Source organism: Coleofasciculus sp. C1-SOL-03 (assembly GCF_040220555.1).
Classification (GTDB): Bacteria; Cyanobacteriota; Cyanobacteriia; order Cyanobacteriales; family Coleofasciculaceae; genus Coleofasciculus.
Window position 1 is genome coordinate 20,487 of record NZ_JAVJUO010000035.1, and the last position, 21,672, is coordinate 42,158.

Annotated in this window: 19 protein-coding genes and 1 pseudogene; 13 read left to right on the plus strand and 7 right to left on the minus strand. The window is 45.1% G+C overall.

Annotated elements, in window-relative coordinates:
• Positions 1-3: 3 nt before the first annotated feature.
• Positions 4-1,245, plus strand: a complete 1,242-nt coding sequence (locus RIE73_RS05640) for a serine/threonine protein kinase (protein ID WP_446400262.1) — start codon at positions 4-6, stop codon at positions 1,243-1,245.
• Here RIE73_RS05640 and RIE73_RS05645 read toward each other — a convergent pair.
• Positions 1,225-1,827, minus strand: coding sequence for a type IV pilin-like G/H family protein (locus RIE73_RS05645; RefSeq protein ID WP_446400263.1), 603 nt, complete (start codon positions 1,825-1,827; stop codon positions 1,225-1,227). The two genes, RIE73_RS05640 and RIE73_RS05645, sit on opposite strands and share 21 nt — an antisense overlap.
• 227 nt (positions 1,828-2,054) lie before the next feature.
• On the opposite strand from RIE73_RS05645, the gene RIE73_RS05650 reads away from it, so the two are divergent.
• The 8 genes from RIE73_RS05650 to RIE73_RS05685 all read left to right on the plus strand — a co-directional run bounded on the left by RIE73_RS05650 (position 2,055) and on the right by RIE73_RS05685 (position 8,660).
• Positions 2,055-2,417: a Lin0512 family protein gene (locus tag RIE73_RS05650; protein WP_446400264.1), complete on the plus strand. Its 363-nt coding sequence runs from the start codon at positions 2,055-2,057 to the stop codon at positions 2,415-2,417.
• Positions 2,418-2,618: 201 nt separating this feature from the next.
• Positions 2,619-2,981, plus strand: coding sequence for a hypothetical protein (locus RIE73_RS05655; protein WP_446400265.1), 363 nt, complete (start codon positions 2,619-2,621; stop codon positions 2,979-2,981).
• A 4-nt stretch (positions 2,982-2,985) separates the two neighbouring features.
• Positions 2,986-3,375, plus strand: coding sequence for a nuclear transport factor 2 family protein (locus RIE73_RS05660; protein ID WP_446400266.1), 390 nt, complete (start codon positions 2,986-2,988; stop codon positions 3,373-3,375).
• Between the two features lie 70 nt (positions 3,376-3,445).
• Positions 3,446-3,850: a hypothetical protein gene (locus RIE73_RS05665; RefSeq protein WP_446400267.1), complete on the plus strand. Its 405-nt coding sequence runs from the start codon at positions 3,446-3,448 to the stop codon at positions 3,848-3,850.
• A 209-nt stretch (positions 3,851-4,059) separates the two neighbouring features.
• A complete protein-coding gene (locus RIE73_RS05670) occupies positions 4,060-4,626 on the plus strand; it encodes a cytosine deaminase (RefSeq protein WP_446400268.1) in 567 nt (188 codons plus the stop codon).
• Between the two features lie 402 nt (positions 4,627-5,028).
• Positions 5,029-6,657 (plus strand): vWA domain-containing protein, encoded by a 1,629-nt coding sequence (locus RIE73_RS05675; protein WP_446400269.1) that lies wholly within the window; start codon positions 5,029-5,031, stop codon positions 6,655-6,657.
• Positions 6,658-6,940: 283 nt separating this feature from the next.
• Positions 6,941-8,236 carry a protein kinase domain-containing protein gene (locus RIE73_RS05680; protein WP_446400270.1) on the plus strand — a complete coding sequence of 432 codons (1,296 nt, stop codon included), beginning with the start codon at positions 6,941-6,943 and terminating at the stop codon, positions 8,234-8,236.
• Between the two features lie 172 nt (positions 8,237-8,408).
• Positions 8,409-8,660 carry a type II toxin-antitoxin system ParD family antitoxin gene (locus RIE73_RS05685; RefSeq protein WP_446400271.1) on the plus strand — a complete coding sequence of 84 codons (252 nt, stop codon included), beginning with the start codon at positions 8,409-8,411 and terminating at the stop codon, positions 8,658-8,660.
• Between the two features lie 254 nt (positions 8,661-8,914).
• Here the strand turns inward: RIE73_RS05685 and RIE73_RS05690 are convergent.
• From RIE73_RS05690 to RIE73_RS05700, 3 genes and pseudogenes are all read right to left on the minus strand, one after another.
• Positions 8,915-9,313, minus strand: a pseudogene (locus tag RIE73_RS05690) (aldehyde dehydrogenase family protein); the annotation flags it as partial.
• Positions 9,314-9,422: 109 nt separating this feature from the next.
• Positions 9,423-9,581, minus strand: coding sequence for a hypothetical protein (locus RIE73_RS05695; RefSeq protein ID WP_446400272.1), 159 nt, complete (start codon positions 9,579-9,581; stop codon positions 9,423-9,425).
• A gap of 30 nt (positions 9,582-9,611) precedes the next feature.
• The gene (locus RIE73_RS05700) at positions 9,612-9,770 is read right to left on the minus strand and encodes a hypothetical protein (RefSeq protein WP_446400273.1); all 159 of its coding nucleotides are present in this window, start codon (positions 9,768-9,770) and stop codon (positions 9,612-9,614) included.
• Positions 9,771-9,980: 210 nt separating this feature from the next.
• On the opposite strand from RIE73_RS05700, the gene gcvT reads away from it, so the two are divergent.
• Positions 9,981-11,099, plus strand: a complete 1,119-nt coding sequence (gene gcvT / locus RIE73_RS05705; protein WP_446400274.1) for a glycine cleavage system aminomethyltransferase GcvT — start codon at positions 9,981-9,983, stop codon at positions 11,097-11,099.
• Between the two features lie 236 nt (positions 11,100-11,335).
• Here gcvT and RIE73_RS05710 read toward each other — a convergent pair whose 3' ends face one another.
• The gene (locus tag RIE73_RS05710) at positions 11,336-15,103 is read right to left on the minus strand and encodes an NACHT C-terminal alpha/beta 1 domain-containing protein (RefSeq protein WP_446400275.1); all 3,768 of its coding nucleotides are present in this window, start codon (positions 15,101-15,103) and stop codon (positions 11,336-11,338) included.
• Between the two features lie 168 nt (positions 15,104-15,271).
• Between RIE73_RS05710 and RIE73_RS05715 the strand changes: the two genes are divergently transcribed.
• Positions 15,272-15,442, plus strand: a complete 171-nt coding sequence (locus RIE73_RS05715) for a hypothetical protein (RefSeq protein WP_446400276.1) — start codon at positions 15,272-15,274, stop codon at positions 15,440-15,442.
• A 143-nt stretch (positions 15,443-15,585) separates the two neighbouring features.
• On the opposite strand, the gene gcvP is transcribed toward RIE73_RS05715, so the two are convergent.
• Together gcvP and gcvH are read right to left on the minus strand one after the other, a co-directional pair.
• The gene (gene gcvP, locus RIE73_RS05720) at positions 15,586-18,564 is read right to left on the minus strand and encodes an aminomethyl-transferring glycine dehydrogenase (protein WP_446400277.1); all 2,979 of its coding nucleotides are present in this window, start codon (positions 18,562-18,564) and stop codon (positions 15,586-15,588) included.
• Between the two features lie 230 nt (positions 18,565-18,794).
• Positions 18,795-19,187: a glycine cleavage system protein GcvH gene (gcvH, locus tag RIE73_RS05725; RefSeq protein ID WP_446400278.1), complete on the minus strand. Its 393-nt coding sequence runs from the start codon at positions 19,185-19,187 to the stop codon at positions 18,795-18,797.
• Positions 19,188-19,251: 64 nt separating this feature from the next.
• Between gcvH and RIE73_RS05730 the strand changes: the two genes are divergently transcribed.
• Both RIE73_RS05730 and nadA read left to right on the plus strand, forming a co-directional pair.
• Positions 19,252-20,088 (plus strand): alpha/beta hydrolase, encoded by an 837-nt coding sequence (locus RIE73_RS05730; RefSeq protein WP_446400279.1) that lies wholly within the window; start codon positions 19,252-19,254, stop codon positions 20,086-20,088.
• Positions 20,089-20,219: 131 nt separating this feature from the next.
• Positions 20,220-21,203 carry a quinolinate synthase NadA gene (gene nadA / locus RIE73_RS05735; protein ID WP_446400280.1) on the plus strand — a complete coding sequence of 328 codons (984 nt, stop codon included), beginning with the start codon at positions 20,220-20,222 and terminating at the stop codon, positions 21,201-21,203.
• Positions 21,204-21,672: the final 469 nt, after the last annotated feature.

Below are 21,672 nucleotides of genomic sequence, written 5' to 3' on the forward strand. Positions count from 1 at the left end.
ATTATGAACAAGTTTCCCGACTTTTCCAACTACGGCTATCAAATTATTCGAGAACTCGGACACAATCGAGCTGGGGGTCGAGTCACGTACCTCGGAGCTGAAATTAATACGCAGCGTACTGTTGTGGTGAAACAGTTTCAATTTGCCCGCACTGGGGTCAATTGGTCAGAGTATGATGCTTATGAGCGAGAGATTCAAGTCTTACGCGGACTTGATCATCCGAGTATTCCCCATTATCTAGATTCATTTCAGACAGTGGCTGGGTTTTGTATGGTGCAGGATTATAAGAATGCGCCGTCTTTAGCCATGAAAACCCAGTGGACACCTGAACAAGTCAAACAAATTGCCCTTTCAGTCTTGTCCATTCTTAACTATCTCCAAAGTCAGATTCCCCCTGTTATTCACCGAGATTTAAAACCAGAAAATATTCTTGTAGATGAGCAATTGCAGGTTTACTTAGTCGATTTTGGTTTTGCTCGCTTAGGCGGTGGAGATATTGCCGTCAGCAGTGTAATTAAAGGTACATTAGGCTTTATGCCCCCTGAACAAATGTTCAACCGTCAACTTAGTGCGGCTTCTGACCTGTACAGTCTTGGTGCAACATTAATTTGCTTACTCACGCATACACCATCTACAGAAGTTGGTGTCTTAATTGATGATACAGGTCGGATTAATTTTCAGCAACGAATTCCTGAGCTTAATCCTGATTTTATTCGCTGGCTACAAAAAATGGTGGAACCCAATGTTCAAAACCGCTATGCTAATGCTAACGAAGCTTTAGATGCTCTGGTTCCGATTAAAGTCCTGCGTCCTTCACCAAAGACTCAAGTTACCAAAAAAGTATTGCCGAGTCTAGTCGGGTTAACGACGCTCAGTTTTATCGTTTTTACTCTAGTTAGAGTTAAACCATTTTTTTTCAACAATATAGACGTGACTGTGACGACAAATCTGAAGTCGAGTACCAGACTGATCCGGATTAGCAAGAATCCAGAACGAATCTATTTTTCAGTAAAATTGCCAGATTTACCCCAGGGAGACTATGACAGCGCCTGTCAGTTATTTGATGAATCGGGAATATTGGTAGGTATGGGACAATCGAGACTTACATTGTCGGCAAAAGAATTTAGTGCTTGGTGCTGGTATGATTTTAATCCCAACATCGATCAATCGGGAGATTGGACATTTAAGTTTTTCATTGATAATGAAGAGGTAGCCCAAAAAACCTTACATATTGTTACTCCCTAATTGGATTGTTCCTGAAGGACACTGAATGGTATTTTTTCTTAAAATAGGCATTGTCGTTGGTAAAGGCATATAACGAGGAATTTTGCAGACAGCCGCGATGCTGTGAACGTTAGAGTTGTTTGAGAAACTATAAACGACACCCATATAACTGTTCAACCGCAGCTCTTTAGACTGAACGATCATGATCACTTGCTCAATGTTGGAGTCTGAGTTTTGCGGTTGAGCTAACGGTTGAGCTAAACTTAGAGGCATGGTTGAAACAATGCGATAGCTATAGGTGTTGGGGTTTAGGGTACTATCTAAGGTTAAGTCTTGAATAGAAGCGCTAAAGTGACCATGGCTTAAATAGTAATTTTCTTGAGCCTGATTCAGAGAAACAATAAAATTTTTGGCATGTAAGTCAATCTGCTGACTGGGTAAATATCTCTGCCGTTGAAATGAATTTGAATGGAAATTATAAAAGGGTAGGATGAGATTAACGCCAATCCCTCCATAAATAAAGAGACGAAGCAGAAAACTGGGCGAAATTAGGGATTGCTTAGAGTTTCTGGGGCGTAAAACGCTTAATAATTTGGCTATCATCTTTTAACACTCGCTCAATCTAATTGTAAAGAATTATAAAGTGGCTGAGTTGGAAATCCGTGAGCATGATAAGAATAGGAGACCTGAGCATTAGCGTCTGTAACAGTCCATTAATTCCATTGATTTTTATTGTATAGGTATAGGATATAACTTCAATTGGATAAACTCGCACGTTTGCCCAAGGTTCAGTGCGATCGCGGTTCAACGTTGAGGTATAAAGAAGTGCTATGACTCGCAAACGCTTAATCATTGAAATGGGTATGGGGGTAGATCAACATGGACAAGAACCCACTGTAGCGGCGTCTAGGGCGGTACGGAACGCGATCGCCCATAACGCCTTACCCGGTGTCTGGGAAGTTGCAGGTTTGAGCGATCCCAATCAAATGATTGTAGAGGTGCAAGTCGCCGTACCTTACCCGGAACAAGTGCGACAGGAAGAGGTTCTCGCCGTGTTACCCTTTGGGCAGAAATCACTCACCGTACAATCCGGGGGAATGGTGGTTCAAGGTCGAGCCATTCCTGAACTCAATGATAAAAATGACGAAATGCTAATTGCTGTTGCCGCCGTTACCGTTTTCGTGGAAACTTAATCAAGAAACTATTAATTCTCTGTCGGGTGGGTTAGGCGCAAGTTCCATCTGGTCAAATAACCATTTAATTAAATATCCGCCAAAACTCACCCATAAAAATCTGAGTTGGGTATTAAAATTGACTGGCTCAATCACCACTGATTATCAGCAGTCATATCCTAGGCTAGAGACAACATCAACAGTCAAATATAACGAGGGTATATGAGTAAAACGGCAAACGAAGCACAGCTCCAAAATTGGTATAATTTCTGTCACTATCATGCTAACGCTGACTGGTACGGGACTTGGATAGGATGTCAAAAAACAATAACGCCCGATTGGATTGTTTCTGCTGCAATCGCCACCTCCTGGAAACCCATCGAACAGTTGATAGAAGATTATCTGACATTACATCTACCCAACAACGTTTCAATCAGTTATCCTGAGAGTATTGAATCTGGACAAGAGTTCTTGTTTGTTGTTGATTGGTTGGCAAGTCCTACTGTTTTACACCGGGGAATCTGCCATTATGACGCATCGGGTTTTACCCGTTTTACTCTAGAAGTATTCAGCAATGGAGAATAAAACAATGTCAACCAAACCGATTGAAGCACTTGTCAGAACCTATTTTACCAAAGTGGCAGCGATGAATCCCGACGGTTGGCTGGATCACTTTGCCGAAGATGCCGTCAGTTATGATCCGGTAGGACAACCTCCCACAAAAGTTCATGAAGGATTTCAGGAATTTTTTGCCCAGCTACAGGGAATGTTTAAACAACTAGAATCGACAATCGAGCATATTTTTGTAGCGGGTAATGAAGCTGCCGTTAAGTGGACAATGCAGGGACTCAGTAAGAGTGACAAAACTATAACTTTTGAAGGAATAACCGTTTTTAAGGTGAATGAAGCGGGTAAAATCCAAAGCACTCGTGCTTACTGGAATCCCGCCGATATGATAGCGCAACTTAAGGGAGAGTGAATGGGGGGAATGGTTACGGCTGTAATGGATATTGTTGGTAATAAGCAAGTCTATTGAAAAAACACAAATCATGAATTTACAAGAACAGCACTGGGATAAATTATTTGGTAATCTAACAACTGAGGGAAGTAACAGTTTTCCCGATACACCAGAAGAACCAAGGGTAACTCAACTGTTAGGAAGTTGGCAGGGAACCCAGCAATCTATGACGGCAGATTTAAACCAATCTGATCCCAAACCCATTAACGAGTTAGTTTTAGATCCAACTCAAGGAAAAAATCAGACATTTTGTCTTCCTGATGGTGTGGTTGTCAATAGTCCACCCCAATTAAAACTAGGTGAAGAATTTGAAATCGTTGCGGGGAAGCTAGTGACCGCTAACCAGTATAAAAGACTCACGGCTAAATATGATAGTTCTGGTGCATTTGTACAGTTAGTTTTGGAAGTGTTTCATCGTCAATTCGAGACAGCTTAACGGTTTATTTCTGGCATTTCACAACTGAATAACCTAACTCAGCTATTCAGAGTGTTTATTATAGAGGTTAAATCTAACATGGTAAAAAAAAATTACAGCCATTCAGAAGGTTAACTGCTAAAATCAAAATTCGTTTAATCCATCGCAAAACCCAGTGGACTCTGACTATTCAGGGATGGATAGTGACACTGATTTGTATACTTTCTCTCATGCTATTTACCCTCAGCACGATCTATCCATTCCTAGCGGTTAACTCTCCCGTGGCGGCTGATGTCATGGTGGTGGAAGGCTGGATACCGGATTATGCGATTAAGGAGGCGATCGCACGTTTCCAACGCGGGTCTTATAATTATCTGATTACCACGGGTTTACCTGTCTCCAAGGGATATTATTTAGCCGAATACAAGAATTTTGCCGAACTCACCGCCGCCACATTTATCAGCTTGGGATTTAACCCAGAACAACTGGTGGCTGTTCCCGCCCCTAATGTGATTAAACATCGAACTCAAGCTAGCGCCATCGCCCTACGGGAATGGTTATCAACCTCAGAATTAGAGGTAAGATCAATAAATCTTTATTCGTTGGGACCTCATGCCCGTCGAAGCTGGATTATATTTAAAGCTGTATTAGAACCAAACATCCGAGTTGGTGTGATTGCGGCTGAACCTCAAGAGTATGATCCGCAACAATGGTGGCAATCGAGCGAAGGAGTACGAACCATGATTGGGGAAGCGATCGCCTATTTCTATGCTCTGTTTGTCGATTGGCACACTTGAGTTCTGGTTTCCATTTTACTAAAAAATTGGATTTCGGCTAGCTTGTTCCAGTGAATAGTACGTTTTACTTTCATAATCAAAATACTAAATAACTACTGCGCTACATTTGTAGGATAGATAGCATCAGTGTAACGACAGCCATATCTGGCTCTGTTTCCAACGCTAACCCCAAATTGCATAAGTCCCGAAGCCGTGAGAGATAAGTGTATACGCTATATCATTGAAGATTGTAACCCGTTTGGAACCCCGGAAGCTTCTGGGCTAATCACCTATGTTACAGTTTTAGCAACCACGGGGTCTAATTCCTAGCCTTAATAGTAAAACGGAGACGTTACAACCGCAAATGGTTAGTTGTTAAACTTTGTTATAGAACAGACTGGGGAGCAGTCTGAAGGGGAAATCATGAAAACTAGACATAGAGCGATCGCGACGTTAGGACTAGCGGCTGTATTGGGTACGCTCACCGTTGCTTGCGAAGGGGAGGGTGGAGTAAATTATTCACGAGAGTCCAGCGAACAGGCTGAAATTCTACTCTCGCCACAGACAGCTTCCCCCCAAGCTCTTCAATCAGCACCACAAGCCGATACCCTTAATCGCCAAGTTCCCGAAGAATCTAACCGCGAAACCTACAGTACCATCCAGGAAAATCCCTTTTTAAGCACTAGCAGTAATCCCCTCTCTACCTTCTCCATTGATGTTGATGCGGCTTCGTATAGTAACGTGCGGCGCTTTATCAATGAGAATCGGCTTCCACCCCCCGATGCCGTGCGGCTTGAAGAATTAATCAATTATTTTACTTACGATTATCCGCAACCAGAAGCCGAGCAACCCTTCTCGATCACCACAGAAGTTGCCGAAGCACCTTGGAATCCAAAACATAAATTAGTTCACATTGGCTTGCAAGGGAAAAGCATTTCCACAGAAAATTTACCTCCCAGTAATCTGGTCTTTTTGTTAGATGTTTCCGGTTCCATGTCGGACGCCAATAAACTCCCCTTGCTTAAAGAAGCATTCCGCTTACTCGTTGACCAATTGCGAGACGAAGATAAGGTGAGTATCGTTGTCTATGCGGGGGCGGCGGGGACAGTGCTACCGCCAACACCAGGGAATCAAAAAGACACCATATTAACAGCGATTAATAAACTCGATGCCGGAGGTTCAACGGCTGGAGGTGAGGGAATTCAGTCGGCATATAAATTAGCTCAAGAGAATTTTATCGAATCGGGGAATAACCGCGTGATTCTCGCTACTGATGGAGATTTCAATGTCGGCATCTCTAGCGATGAGCAATTGGTTAACCTGATTGAAGAGAAACGAGAGCAAGGTGTTTTCCTCACCGTGCTGGGATTTGGTACAGGGAATCTTCAAGATGCCAAGATGGAAAAAATCGCCAATAAAGGCAATGGCAATTATGCTTACATCGATAATATCCTGGAAGCGAATAAAGTCTTGGTTAATGAAATTGGCGGAACTCTACTCACCATCGCCAAGGATGTGAAAGTTCAAGTGGGATTTAACCCGGACAAAGTGCAAGGGTATCGGCTGATTGGTTATGAAAATCGGCGGCTGCAAAATGAAGCGTTTGAGGATGATCAAAAAGACGCGGGTGAGTTAGGCGCGGGTCATTCCGTTACCGCTCTCTATGAAATTATTCCCGTAGGTGTGAAGAGTGATGTACCCTTATCAGATGTTGATCTTGTAGATTCTAAACAGAAGACTGATGAATCGATGACGTTTTCGCCGAATGAGTTAATGCAGGTGAAGTTACGATATAAGCAACCGGATCAGGATACTTCCCAACTGATTACCGCGCCCGTTGTAGATAAAGGATTAACCTTAGCCCAAGCCTCGAATAACTTTAAATTTTCGGCATCTGTTGCTGAATTTGGTATGGTATTGAGAGAGTCTCAGTACAAAGGCAATGGTAATCTTGATCACGTTTTACAGCTTGCTAGTCAATCTCAGGGAGCAGATTTAGATGGATACCGAGCCGAGTTTATTCGGTTAGTGAAGCGAGCAAAATCGCTATAATTCGTGGGTAAAATTAAGGTTAATCGCGGGTATGGTCATTGGTCATTTGTCATTTGTCAGTAGGGTGGGCATTGCCCACCAACCTTAAATCAGTGACATTCAAATTAAGGTTAATGGCGGGTATCGTCATTTGTCATTTATTCTACTCACGGCAAAGCAAAATTAAGTGCAGCAACCCCTAAGGAAAGGGCGACCCGTTCCAATTGAGTAAACACAGTTGTTGATTGGTGCAAGCGGGTCGCTTCTACAAACGCATTCTGTGATTATTGTCATGAATTATATTATGCAAATCTCAAATAATAAATTTCCTGAATTTTCCCCGCAAGGTTATCAGATTCAGCGGGAACTGGGACACAACCGCAGTAGTGGACGAGTTACGTACTTAGCCACCCATCAATCTACCGAACAACCTGTGGTGATTAAACAGTTTCAATTTGCCAAAACGGGTGCGAATTGGTCAGATTTTGACGCCCATGAACGAGAAATTACTCTGCTGCAACAACTGGATTCTCCTAGTATCCCTCACTACCTGGATGCATTTGAAACGCCAGATGGCTTTTGCTTAATTCAGGAATACAAACAAGCCCCCTCTTTAGCCGTTCCCCAATCCTTTACCCCAGAGGAGGTTAAACAAATTGCGATCGCACTCTTGCAGGTGTTGGTTTACCTACAACAGCAAGTTCCGCCAATTATCCATCGAGATATTAAGCCGGAAAATATTTTAGTCGAACGTTCCCCCCAGATTAAGGTGTATTTAGTGGATTTTGGTTTAGCGCGTGCGTTTGGGGATGATTTGGCGGCGAGTAGTGTGGTGAAGGGAACGTTAGGATTTATGCCACCGGAACAGATGTTTAATCGTCAACTCACGGAAGCATCTGATTTATATGGTTTAGGGGTAACGTTAATTTGTTTACTCACTCAGACTAAATCGGCTGACATTGGCAATCTAATGGATGAGGATTGTCGAATTAACTATAAATCCCTGGTATCGGGTCTAAATCCTCAGTTTATCACCTGGTTGGATCAAATGGTCGCACCTAAATTAAGCGATCGCTTCCCCAATGCGGCGACGGCGCTGGCGGAATTGTTACCGATTGATGTGGTGGGAAATTCGCCAACTTCGGATCAGTTTCAGCGACTCCAGTCTGGGATTACGCCGATGTTGGTGGTGAAACTGGGGGTATTGGCGGTGATGGGTACAGGTTTCGCGATCGCGTCTCGGATTACCAATCCTGTGCAGGTAGAGACGCGCCATGGCGCGTCTCTAACTGAAATTAAGCAATTGCATCAAACGGGTGAATGTGCTGGATGTAATTTGAGTGGCGCTGATTTGAGGGAAATGAATCTGAGAACAGTTGATTTGAGAGAGGCTAATCTGAGTGAAGCTAACCTCCAGGGGGCGAATTTGCAAAGTGCTAATTTAGAGAATGCCAACCTGAATGGGGCGAATTTGATTGATGCGGATCTTAAGGGCGCTTACCTAAGAAACGCTGATTTAACGGCGACACAGCTAACAGGGACTAACCTGGAGAGTACAGATCTCAGAGGTGCGATTATACCTGATGATTTTACACGATAGAATTGAGATAACTTCACCCAACCAGTTTTCTGAACGCACGTTGGCAAAGGGCGCACATGGGTAAAGAATGCAAGTTGGTAAAGGGCGCACGTCGGTGCGCCCCTACAATTCTCATTTATTATGACCACATTGCTAGACATTGAAAAAGACAACTGGAATCAGTAAAACAGTTATGAGTAAGATGAATATTTCGCTTCCTGATACCATTCAATCGTTTATCGAGCAACAAGTTGCTAAGGGAGGTTACAGCAATGCATCGGAATACATTCTGCACCTGATTCTTCAAGAGCAAGCCAAAGCTGCACAGATTGAGGCACTATTACTGGAAGGTTTGGATAGTGGCAAACCGATAGAAGTAACTGATGATTGGTGGGAGCAAAAACGTACTCAGTTAATGCAAGGAATTCAACAGATTCAGGAATGACTAAACGCATTTTCATAGGGAGGCGAATAAATACAACAGCGATGATTGCTTCATTGATACGGCTTTTCCGGAATAAGTTGATTTGTAAGGGCAGGTTTTACTTTTATCGGATGCAAGAGATCTCCAAGCGTGCATAAACTCGTTCTGACTCTACGTCTCATTAATAAACCAATTTGATTGTTGAGGCTGACCGGGAGACGGGGAGTTAATTCAACACTAACAACTCCCCCATCCCGCTTGGATGATATTGTCGCCTACAGTTGCACGGTTACGGTTTTCACTTCAGTGTAATTCTCCAAGCAATACTCACCTAATTCGCGACCGATGCCAGACTGTTTAAATCCACCAAAGGGTGCAGCCGCGTCAAAGACATGGTAGCAATTTACCCAAACTGTACCCGCACGCACATTATGAGCGATCGCGTGGGCTTTGGCTATGTCTTTTGTCCACACTCCTGCGGCTAATCCGTACATGGTGGTGTTTCCCAGACGAATCGCTTCATCGATGTCTTTAAACTTAATAATGCTCATCACCGGACCAAAGATTTCCTCTTGGGCAATCTTCATGGAATTATCCACATCAGCAAAGACTGTCGGTTCGACAAAGAAACCGCGATCGCCAATTCGATTTCCACCACACAGCATCTTTGCCCCATTCATCGACTCACCTAGAGGTTTGCCGTTATCAAGGCTTTCTAACCGTGCCAGTAAAGTTTTGATTATGTAAAAAAATAGATGTAATCACTTTCGTGAAGATTAATTTTTATGTACGAAAATCTTGAGAAGGTGAACAGAATCCGCGATCGCAGGTTCCCAGATGGATGCTTTCTCCAGGGATATCGCGATGCAAGCGTCTCCAGGTTAGGAGATCATCGGTTGTTCCTGCCCAAGCCTTTGCCAGTGCTGTGTCCAGAGATTGCATAACCAGGAGACATGCTGGTGATTGTATTGTTTATGGTGCCGGAGAGCGATCGCTCTCAATTAAAAGCCACAATTGCCGCAGTTGTTGGCAGGCGATCGCGTTGAACCATTGGCGTAATTGGCGATAACTGATGAATTGTCCGCCTTTATCGCGGCGATGAACAAAGACGATATATGCCCAGGATTCCACACAGCCGCCATAAAGCACAGCACCTAGAGTCTAAGACGCCTCAGAGAAGCGGCGGTACTGACCCGTTCTGAGCGAGGAAGGCGCATCGGAGTGTCTGAACGCCTAATCCCTACTTAATCTGTGTCTTGGCGCGATCGCAATTTATTAGATCAGAAGTTAATGTCAGACAAGTCGGTAGAATATGAAAGACATTGTGACTTGAAAGGATCTGTGGCTAAGTCAAAACCTTCTCTGGCAAGAACTCCCCTGTTTGACCTCGCGGTTGAACAAAATGCCCGCTTCACTGGCTTTTCGGGTTGGGAAATGCCTGTCCAATATACCAGTATCGGACAAGAACACGAAGCAGTACGCACCGATGCGGGAATGTTTGATATCTCCCACATGGGGAAATTTGCCTTTACCGGGAAGCAGTTATGGCAAGGGTTACAGCGATTAGTTCCCTCAGATTTGAGTCGATTACAACCGGGTCAAGCCCAATACACGGTATTGCTGAATCCTCAAGGGGGCATCATTGATGATGTGATTGTTTACCACCAAGGGGAGGATGAAACGGGCGTACCCCAGGCGATGATCATTGTCAATGCAGCAACCTGTCACAAAGATAAAGAGTGGTTGTTAGCGCAACTGGAAAACACGGGGGTAAAGTTACTCGATCTTTCCCAGGAAAACGTTTTGATCGCCCTACAAGGACCCCAAGCCGAGACGTATCTCCAACCCTTTGTCCAGGAGGATTTAACCGCACTAAAATCCTTTGGACATCTCAACGCAACGGTTCTCGATCAACCCGGATTTATCGCTAGAACCGGATACACCGGAGAAGATGGGTTTGAGGTGATGGTGAAACCGGAGGTTGGCGTAGAACTGTGGCGTCGTTTGTTCCAAGCGGGAGTGACTCCCTGTGGTTTGGGTGCGAGAGATACCTTGCGACTAGAAGCAGCGTTGGCACTATATGGACAAGATATTGATGATACAACAACTCCCTTAGAAGCAAGTTTAAGTTGGCTGGTTCATTTGGATCGGAAAGGGGATTTTATCGGACGTTCTGTATTAGAAGCCCAAAAAGCCAAGGGTGTAGAACGTCGGTTAGTGGGGATTGAAATGCAGGGGCGGCGTATTGCCCGTCACGGTTATTCAGTGGTATCCGATGGTAATGTTGTGGGAGAGGTGACGAGTGGAACCTATTCACCCACACTAAAGAAAGCGATCGCGCTTGCCTATTGTCCCCCATCCCTTGCCAAGACAGGTCAACCCTTAGAGGTAGATATTCGCGGTAAAACCTATCCCGCCGTTGTCGTCAAAAAACCCTTTTATCGTGCCAAAAAATCCTAACTAGGGGCTGCTGAATAAGTCTTGTGGTGGGGAGAGGGAACAGGGAACAGGGAACAGGGAACAGGGAACAGTTTCAACCCCCTGTTGAGGTAAGATTCTGTAATCGCGGAGGCTTGCAATCCCAGGATTTTGAAACTAATGGTGTAAAAACGAAAGCACTTGTTGGGGGGATGGCTTGAAACCCCTATCAGGTATACCTTCCAGATTAATGCAGCAAACCCTAACTATTCCTCAGGCTAAAATGACAACTGACAAATCCATGCCACCATATCTGCGACTAAATTGGGCTGATTGGGGGAGAATGATTTTAGGGGAGTATTGGGTTGATGGGTGATGATAGCAATTGCCCCATCAAATTTGTTTAAATCTGCTAGAAATGTGGTGCTAAAATCTTCGGTTGGGGGTTCTGTGTTGGGTAGGGGAGTGCTGTTGTAGAATAGCCAAACGATAGGTTTATTGCTTTCGATTAACTGTTCATCCCAATAGGCTTGCAATTGTGCCAGGGTTTGGGGTGTGCCATTGCTGCTTTTGGGGAATCCGTGGCGTCGCATTTCGTTGTAGATTTTGGTAGCAGGGTTTTCGCGATCGAGGAATTTGTTGGCGTCGATGGAAATGAGTCGGGGCAAGTCTTGAATTTCGCCTATCTGGGTTTTGGTTTCTAGGGCGGTGTGTAGGCGTTGGGGTAATTCTTTGAGGGTAAAGGTGTTGGCTGAGGTTGTGGTTTCTATTGGCGATTGTTCATTCTCTTTTGCTTCGGGTTGATGCCATACTTTATGCCATGCTTTATGCCATGCTTTATAGAAGATTGGATAAGCTGTGTTCTGTGCAATAATCCACATAAATTCATATAAAATTTCGTTATCAATATATAAAATTTCGTCATCAACATCAATAGAGTTTTGTTTTATAAGGTGTTCGTGAATAGATGCAAGCTGCCGAGTAAGAAATTCTAAATCATCCTCTTTTAAAAAAGTTCTTGGAGACCAATCTGGAGAAGGTAGGATACGAGGTTCAATTTGGTTCAAGCTATCAATCACTTTCTTTAAGAAATTTATTTCTTGAGTTACCTTTACTGATTCGTATCTTAATTCATAAAGAACTGTGATAGCTTCCTGCTTACCCGGCTGAGTTTTACCCAAAGCCGACGCTGCTTCTAGGCGATCCCAGGGTTCATTTCCGGGTTTAATACATTCTCTTAAAACCCTGATTGCATCTTGATTTTCTGGATCAGTCTTGAGCAAGTCACAGGCGGCTAATAGGGAAATATTAATTACACGATCACCTCGTTCGGTTTCTAGCAACTTAGTCAAATGTTTAATAGCAGTTGGGTTGCCTGGATCAATTTTTCCTAAAGTAGATGCAGCATCTAAACCTAAGCCTTGATTACGTTCAATTAACTCTGTCAAAAAAGTAATCGCTTTTAAATTACCTTTGTCAATTTTTCCTAAAAAATAAGCGGCTTCTACACGCAGATCATTCGATAGATTCATAGTGTTTAACTGCTGCTCCAGAAAGGTAATAGCCTCTCGGTTGCATGGGTCAATTATCCTGAGAAAGAACGCTGCTTCCTGGGCAATTTCCTGATATTCTAGGCTCGTATCCATTAACTTAGTTAGGGCAACAATAACTTTGGAGTTTCCTCTGCCAATTTGTATTAAGCAGTTAAATACTTTCCAGCGGACTTCATCATCCAAAAAACCCCTGTCTAACACGTCAATTAAATAATTAATAGCTATTGTGCGATTATTTTCTAGTAAAGTGTCCCAGAAAATTGGATTAATAATCTTACCAACTATATAATCAGTATCAGAATGTGTTGTGGCACAATCGACAAGGTTGGTTACAATCCACTTACTATAGATACAGTCTCTAAATTCAGCAATTCCGGCGGCGGCTAGACAAAATGAACGATACCTGTAAAAGTCCCCACACCCATCATTAAAAGTTATTAAATTATATATGAATTCCTCTTTGTGTTCTTTCGGCAGATCCTCACGCCCTAACCACAGCAAAATAACCTGTTTCCACTGCGGTTCAAATAGGCGGTAAGAGAGATCCCCCCAACCCCCCTTCAAAAGGGGGGCTTTCAGAGAATTAGCTGATTCTCCCTCTTGATCAGATAAGGCTAGAGGTGGGTTTCGATGATTTAAGAAAAAGAGCCAATCTTCAACCGCCAGTGCTGCAAAATATTCCTCAAACGTGGGATGGTAAAAGGCATAAACTTTCTCATCCGGCTTTTCTGTCGCCACTCCCACCACATTTAACCAACCCAATTGCAATGCTAGAAAAAATAGGGAATTATTATCTGTTACCTTCCCCAATTCCTTTTCAATAAAGCTTTCCCGCAAGCGGAACCGCGATGTACTCTCATCAATATCCCGCCGCGCTAATTGTCCCAAGGCTTGATTTAATTCGTCTTGCCTATCGGTATTAAAAATAGAGGCTTTCCAGATATAAAACTGCTGGACAAACTTCTGATACAATCCTGCCTGAGTATCGGGTAAATGTCCCTCCCACGTTTGCCAGGTGCTACATAACAGGGCTAACCGTAGAGGATTTTGGACTAAATCGCAGATGCGGATGCGTTCGGGTTGGGCTAATTCGGCTTTTAATCGTTTGGCTTTGTCAGGCTGGAGACGTTCCACCGGAACGTCTCTACAATTATTAAACCAATTATCAATAAATTGATGTACCTGGTGAGGATAATCAAAATCTAACAGGCAATAGGTTTCAAAGGTTTCTAATGCATTCGTAGATGCCAACCAAACATTTAACCGACAGGTTAACACCACCCGCGCCTGATTAATCCAACCCGTTAATTGATCCGCTATTGCTTGTAAGGGATTCTCGGATGTCATTCTGAGTGGAACGGAGTGGAACGAAGAATCTCCCCAATTCCTGGCGTTGTTCAGCTTAACAGTAGAAGCTACCATTTCATCCACGCCATCCAACAGCAGCCACACTCGCCCCTGTTCAATTTGCTTCACCAAATCATCCCGAATTTTTTGATTCAATCGCGTTGGTGGAATCGCTTGATTTAACCAAACCTCCAATACATACGTGCCAATATCCTTCCCCGACAAATCTGCCAAATTTATCCAAATCGGCAACCCTAAATTATTCTCCAACAGCCAAAACGCGATCGCTTGTAGCAATGTTGTCTTTCCCGCCCCCGGTTCGCCGATTAAAGCAATCTGTTTTCCTTGGCTTTTTCCTTCCCCTTTCTCCAGAATCTGACTCAAAAACGCATCATGTTCAAAGCGCTGGGTTTCCTGATACTGCGGTTCATAGAGTTGGGTTCCTTTTTCGGGCAAGAATTCGCGATCGCGCTTATCCTGTTTTTTCCTTTCCACCAACGCCAGAGGCACATAAATCTGTTCCCGTTCAAACTTGGCAGATTCTTCCTGCATCAAAATATTACTGGTAGCGCGTCGCCGTTTCTCCAGCATGGCGTGGCAAATCTTACCCCAATTTATCCCCTCATCCGTTACCTGTAGAGACCGCCATTTAGTCTCTACAAGGGTTTGACCCGTTCGTTCCTGCCATTTGTGCCGAATTTTCTCCAGATTCTCGGCTGGTTTGGTTTGATGCGTCAGATTCAGCGAGAATTTCCAATATCCCTGATTCTTCTGTGATGGTTCTTCTTCTAATATTTCCAACTCTCGCAGCGAGTCAATCACCGTCTGAATCGCCTCGGCTTGGCGTTCATATCGACTGCGACTTGATTCTTTTATCCGCTTCGGTAATTCTAAACCTTTACCTGATGCTTCCACTAATTTGACTAAGGCTTTCTTGGTTGTACCTGTTTGTTCCCGTTTTCCCCGTTTACGCTTCACTTTCCCAGTGACACGCAGCTTAAACTCCGATACCCATTGTGCCAAAACCTCGGTATTCAACTCACCCGGATTCGCCTCTAATTCCCCCGCCGCTAGCTTCTGTAATGCCTCAACCAGGTTCAGGGTATTAGTCTGATCGGATTCTCCCCAACTAATCTTTCTAGACATCGGTCAAATCAAAAGAAAACCTTAAAAAAATCAGCTTTCCCCAAGCCAGTCAGCTTCCCCAAGCCGATAACTCCCATTGTAAAAGCCGTTTCCCAGTTGCTTGGGCAAGTTGTTTGGGCAAATACCCAAAAAAACAATGACCTCATAGTCGAAATCGAGGTCAAATTCATGGAACGCCCAACCGCTAAAAAAAGAGCGATCGCACTCATCCTGATCGAATTCTCCCTTCCCCTTCTGTTAGGTACATTCATCCATCCCAACTTAGAACTCAGCACCAGTACAGGATTGGTGATGTGGCAAATTAACCAAGTGATCCGTTCAAAGCGCGATCGTTCGTAGTTTGTAGTAAGGGCTTTAGCCTATCATCGTTTCGCAATCAGAGTTTTAGCCTTCAATGATGTTAACTTGAACAGCACTGAAAAAGCTGGTGGGCAATGCCCACCCTACATACCAAGGATTTCTGCAAACCCCACTAAATGGGTTCACTCTTGACTATACGCCTCCATACCCACACAAGAACAAACCAGATTGCGATCGCCAAAGGCATTGTTAATCCGCCCCACTGCTGTCCAGAACTTGTGTTCCTTTGTCCACGGTGCCGGATAAGCCGCTTGTTCGCGAGAATAGGGACGATTCCATTCCCCAGCAATTAAAACCTCTGCCGTATGGGGGGCATTTTTCAGCAGATTATTCTCCTGATCAACCTCCCCAGATTCAATCGCCTTAACCTCGTGGCGAATCCCAATCATCGCATCACAGAACCGATCCAACTCCTCCTTCGACTCACTTTCGGTGGGTTCCACCATCATTGTCCCCGCCACGGGCCAAGAAACCGTTGGCGCATGGAACCCATAATCCATTAACCGCTTGGCAATATCATCCACCTCAATCCCGGCTGACTTTTTCAAGCCCCGCAAATCTAAAATACATTCATGCGCCACTAAACCCGATTTCCCTTGATACAAAATCGGATAATAAGGCGCTAAGCGATGGGCAATATAATTGGCATTCAGAATCGCCACCTTCGTCGCTTCCGTTAACCCATCTGCCCCCATTAACGCGATATACATCCAGGAAATCGGTAAAATACTGGCACTTCCCCAAGGGGCTGACGCCACAACACCAACGGAGTCGCTATTTGTCACTGATCCATGACCTTTCACAAACGACACATCCGGCAAAAATGGCATCAAATGCGACTGTACCCCAATCGGTCCCATCCCCGGACCCCCGCCACCATGGGGAATACAAAAAGTTTTGTGTAAATTTAAATGGCAAACATCCGCCCCATAATCCCCAGGACGACACAATCCCACTTGGGCATTCATATTCGCCCCATCCAGATACACCTGTCCACCATGGGCGTGAATCGTATCGCAAATTTCGCGAATGTCTTCCTCAAAAACGCCGTGAGTCGAGGGATACGTCACCATCAACGCCGCTAAATTCTGGCTGTGCTTGTCTGCCTTTGCCTTCAAATCCGCTAAATCGATATTCCCTTGGTCATCACAGGCAACCGATACCACCTTTAATCCTGCCATAACCGCACTGGCTGGATTGGTTCCATGGGCAGATTGGGGAATCAAACAAATCTGGCGATGTCCCTCACCCCGATGTTCATGATACTGGCGAATCACCAGCAATCCCGCATATTCCCCTTGCGCCCCGGCATTGGGTTGTAAGGAAATCCCGGCAAATCCAGTAATTTCTGCCAGCCACGCCTCAAGCTGCTGGAATAAAAGCTGATAGCCCTGAGTTTGAGATAAGGGGGCGAAGGGATGAATCTGGCTAAATTCCGCCCAAGTAATCGGCATCATCTCAGCAGTGCCATTGAGTTTCATCGTACAAGACCCCAAGGGAATCATTGAGGTGGTGAGGGATAAATCTTTGGCTTGGAGACGATGAAGATAGCGCAATAACTCAGTTTCTGAATGATAACGGAGAAAAACTGGGTCAGTCAGATAAGCAGTGGTGCGGGCAAAAGGCGGTTCAAACCCCTTAATCTCTCGTTTTAGCAGGGAATCCACGGGAAACGGTAGGGAATCCATTCCCTCGACGCCAACTGATCCGAAAATCTCCAGCAGAGTCACTACATCTTGAAATGTTGTCACCTCATCCAGAGTAATCGCGATCGCACTCTCATCCAACACCCGCAGATTCATCCCCTTGGCTTGCGCCGCCTTGAGAATATCGCCGAGTTCCTGGCTATCGAACTCCACCCGCACCGTATCAAAGAACGGTTGTGAACTAATGTTATAACCCAAGCGTTCTAACCCGGCTGCCAAGATCACCGTTAACCGATGCACATGCTGGGCAATTTGCTTAAGTCCCTCCGATCCATGATAAACCGCATACATACTGGCAATCACCGCCAGCAAGACTTGGGCGGTACAAATATTACTCGTAGCTTTATCCCGCCGGATATGCTGTTCCCGAGTTTGTAAGGCAAGGCGCAAAGCGGGTTTGCCTTGGGCATCTTTAGACACACCGACAATTCGCCCCGGAACCTGGCGTTTATACGCCTCACGGGTGGCAAAATATGCCGCATGGGGTCCACCGTATCCCAGGGGTACACCAAAGCGTTGCGTCGTTCCCACGGCAATATCTGCACCGAATTCACCTGGGGGTGTAAGCAGGGTTAGACTCAACGGATCAGCGGCAACTGTGACTAAACCCCCCGCTTCATGTACCTTCGTCACAAACTCCCGATAATCGTAAATCGTGCCATCAGTCGCCGGATATTGCAGTAATGCCCCAAAAATCGGTGACTCAAACTCAAACGCCTGATGATTCCCAACAATAATCTCAATTCCCAAGGGTTGCGCCCGGGTTTGCACCACCTGAATCGTTTGCGGATGGCAATCCTGGGATACAAAGAAGGCATTGGCTTTGGTTTTGCACAAGCCATAACTCATACTCATCGCTTCCGCCGCTGCTGTTCCCTCATCCAGTAACGACGAATTGGCGATATCCAAACCCGTTAACTCAATAATTAGGGTTTGAAAGTTCAGCAACGCCTCCAGACGCCCTTGAGCAATTTCAGCTTGATAGGGGGTGTAGGCGGTATACCAGCCCGGATTTTCCAGAATATTCCGCTGAATCACGGGTGGGGTGATACAGTCGTGATAGCCCATGCCGATGAATGAGCGAAACACCTGATTTTTTGAAGCAATGTCCTGAAGGTGGGCAAGGGCAGCTTTTTCGCTTTGGGCGGGGGGTAAGTTGAGCGGATGATTCAGCCGAATGGTGGAGGGAACCGCGACATCAATCAATTTATCCAGGCTGGAGTAACCCAAAACATCCAGCATTTGTGCTACATCTTCAGCATTGACACCAATATGCCGTTTGGCAAATGAATCAGTTGATATTAGATAATCCGCCGCAGAAAGAGTGGGCAGAGAATCATTAGAGAAGCCATTGAGGGTTGTGTCTGGATTAACTGAGACATTTGAGTTAGCCATATCAAACCAATTCATTCAAGGATTTTGGTGCATCAAGCCGCCAGCGTTAGGGCGACTCCTTATTATTTTTTAACAAACCATTCACAATCGTGCTGTCATTGGTCATTTGTCCTTTGCCATTTGTTAATTCTCTTCCCAATCTTCCCAATCTTCCCAATCTTCCCAATCTTCCCCTGCTTCCAGACGTAGCATGCTACGTCTCTACATTGCTCCCCCTGCACCCCTAACACTTACTCCTCTCCTTCAACCTGAGCCTGATATTCAGCCGCCGACAAGGTGTCTTCCAATTCATCGGAATCATTGACTCGCACTTTCAGAAACCACCCTTCACCGTAAGGATCTTCAGCAATCTGTTCGGGTGATTCCACGATCGCATCGTTGCGTTCAATCACCGTTCCCGTAACCGGGGCATACATATCCTCAACGGCTTTCACCGATTCAATCGTGCCAAAGGTTTCCCCTTTTTCCAAGGCACTATTCACATCAGGCAGTTCGATGAACACAATATCACCTAACTGATCGATGGCAAAGGCACTAATCCCAATCGTGGCAATTTCCCCATCGAGTCGTACATACTCGTGGCTGTCTAGATATTTTAAGTCTTCGGGATACTCTAAAGCCATGTCATGTCCTCAAGAAAGCAGCAAAGCTAAGTGTACAACTTCTAATCGCGTCATAATCAACGCTATGGATCAAGAAACTCTCAAACGACGGCTCTTGGGTGAGTTTAGCTGGAAACGACTCGTGCGATCGCTAATTTTCATTTACGTCTTCTTCGCCATATACGTCTACTTCATGGCAGATCGGATGATTTTCCTACCGCGCCCCTCCAGCTACCCAGACACCCCTGACATTCTCAAATTAACGACGGTTGATGATCTCCAGATTTCCGCCGTTTATTTGCCCAATCCGACAGCTACCTATACTATCCTCTACATTCACGGGAATGCCGAAGACATCGGCGAGATTCAGCCCCTGCTGCACCATCTGCACAGTCTTGGATTTAGCGTCTTTGCCTACGATTATCGCGGCTATGGTACAAGTCAGGGAAGTCCCTCTGAACAGAATGCCTATCGTGATAGTGACACCGCCTTTACCTATTTAAAAGAGCAACTGGGAGTACCACCCGAACAAATTATCGCCTATGGACGTTCTGTTGGCGGCGGTTCAGCCGTAGATTTAGCCGCCCGTTACCCTGTGGCTGGCTTGATTCTGGAAAGTTCGTTCACCTCAGCCTTTCGCGTCGTCGTACCCATCCCGATTTTACCCTTTGACAAATTCCCCAACCTGGACAAGATCACCCAGGTTAACTGTCCCGTCTTAGTCATTCATGGCACTGCTGATCAAACGATCCCCCTCTCCCACGGAAAACGCCTATTTGCCGCCGCCCCTGAACCGAAACACTCTTTGTGGGTAGAGGATGCAGGTCATAATGATCTGTTCTGGATAGCTAGAGAGCAATATGGGGAGGCATTACAGGAGTTTGTCCGGTTAATCGCCAAAACGCAATCCCCCGACGAATGACAAAGGACAAATGACGAATGACCAAGGACAAATAACCAATTCGTCAAGAACGAATGACATCACCCCTGCTATTTTTGGTAAAATTCACTATAATTAATTTGGAAGGTATATATTCCGGGTAATTTACAACATTGTTTACAACCGTACTGCCTCAAACGAAACAACCCTTTGGGTCAATCCCTGATGACCTATTTGACGCCATTGACACCCTCAAGCGGGAACTCAACGCCGTTATCCTTGCCCACTACTACCAAGACCCCGATATTCAAGATATTGCCGATTATATTGGCGATTCTTTAGGACTTTCCCGCCAAGCTGCTGATACCGATGCCGATGTTATTGTCTTTGCGGGTGTTCATTTCATGGCAGAAACTGCCAAAATTCTCAATCCTGACAAACTTGTTCTTCTACCCGATTTAGAGGCAGGTTGCTCTCTGGCTGATAGTTGTCCCCCGGATGCATTTGCCCAGTTTAAGGCAGAACACCCTGACCATTTAGTCATCTCTTATATCAACTGCTCCGCCGAAATTAAGGCGATGAGCGATATTATTTGCACCAGTTCCAACGCCGTCGATATTGTCCAGCAAATTCCCCCAGATCAACCGATTATTTTTGCCCCGGATCGGAATTTAGGACGCTATGTGATGCAGCAGACGGGTCGGGATTTACTCCTGTGGCAAGGAAGCTGTATTGTTCACGAAACCTTCTCGGAAAAAAGAATTGTCCAACTCCAGATTGAACACCCCGACGCCGAGGTTATTGCCCATCCTGAATGCGAACCTCCAGTATTACGTCACGCCAGTTATATTGGCTCAACCACTGCGCTGTTGAAGTATTCACAAACCCGTCCCCGATCCAAGTTTATTGTGGCGACAGAACCGGGAATTATTCACCAAATGCAAAAGCAAATGCCCGATAAGCACTTTATTCCAGCGCCTGCCACGAATAATTGTAACTGCAATGAATGTCCCTACATGCGGTTGAATACGCTGGAAAAACTTTATCTAGCGATGAAGCAGCGTCAGCCAGAAATTACGTTACCCGAACACATTCGGATTGCGGCGTTACAACCGATTCAGCGCATGTTGGACATGAGTGCTAAGGTGAAGGTTTAAGTTCGGCAAAAATTAGGGCAGAATTTACGCTTTCTTTCAGGCACAGTGACAGGGTGGGAAGGGCGGGTTTTGTAGAAACGTTATTAGTTTCTCGGTTAATTTTAGTCCTAAACCCGCCCCTACTATGGGTTGCTGCCTCAGTGACAGGATGAGAAAGGGCGGGTTTTGTAGAAATGTTATTGGTTTCTCGGTTAATTTTAGTCCTAAACCCGCCCCTACAGGGGATTTTATGCCACGATATCAGCTTGATAGATTAACCGAAAACCGGACAACAAAACCCACCGGATTTTCCAGCGCGATCGCACGCCAAAGATGTAGGATCGGGTTTAGGGTTAAAATGAGTTAACCAACCTCAAACTGCACAACGAAACCCGCCCTAATCCCAACCTGGCATACAGGGAAAAATGTTATTAATCATATCTTGTATCGAACCTATCAACTAACCCCACCAATCCTGCTGAGGTATTTC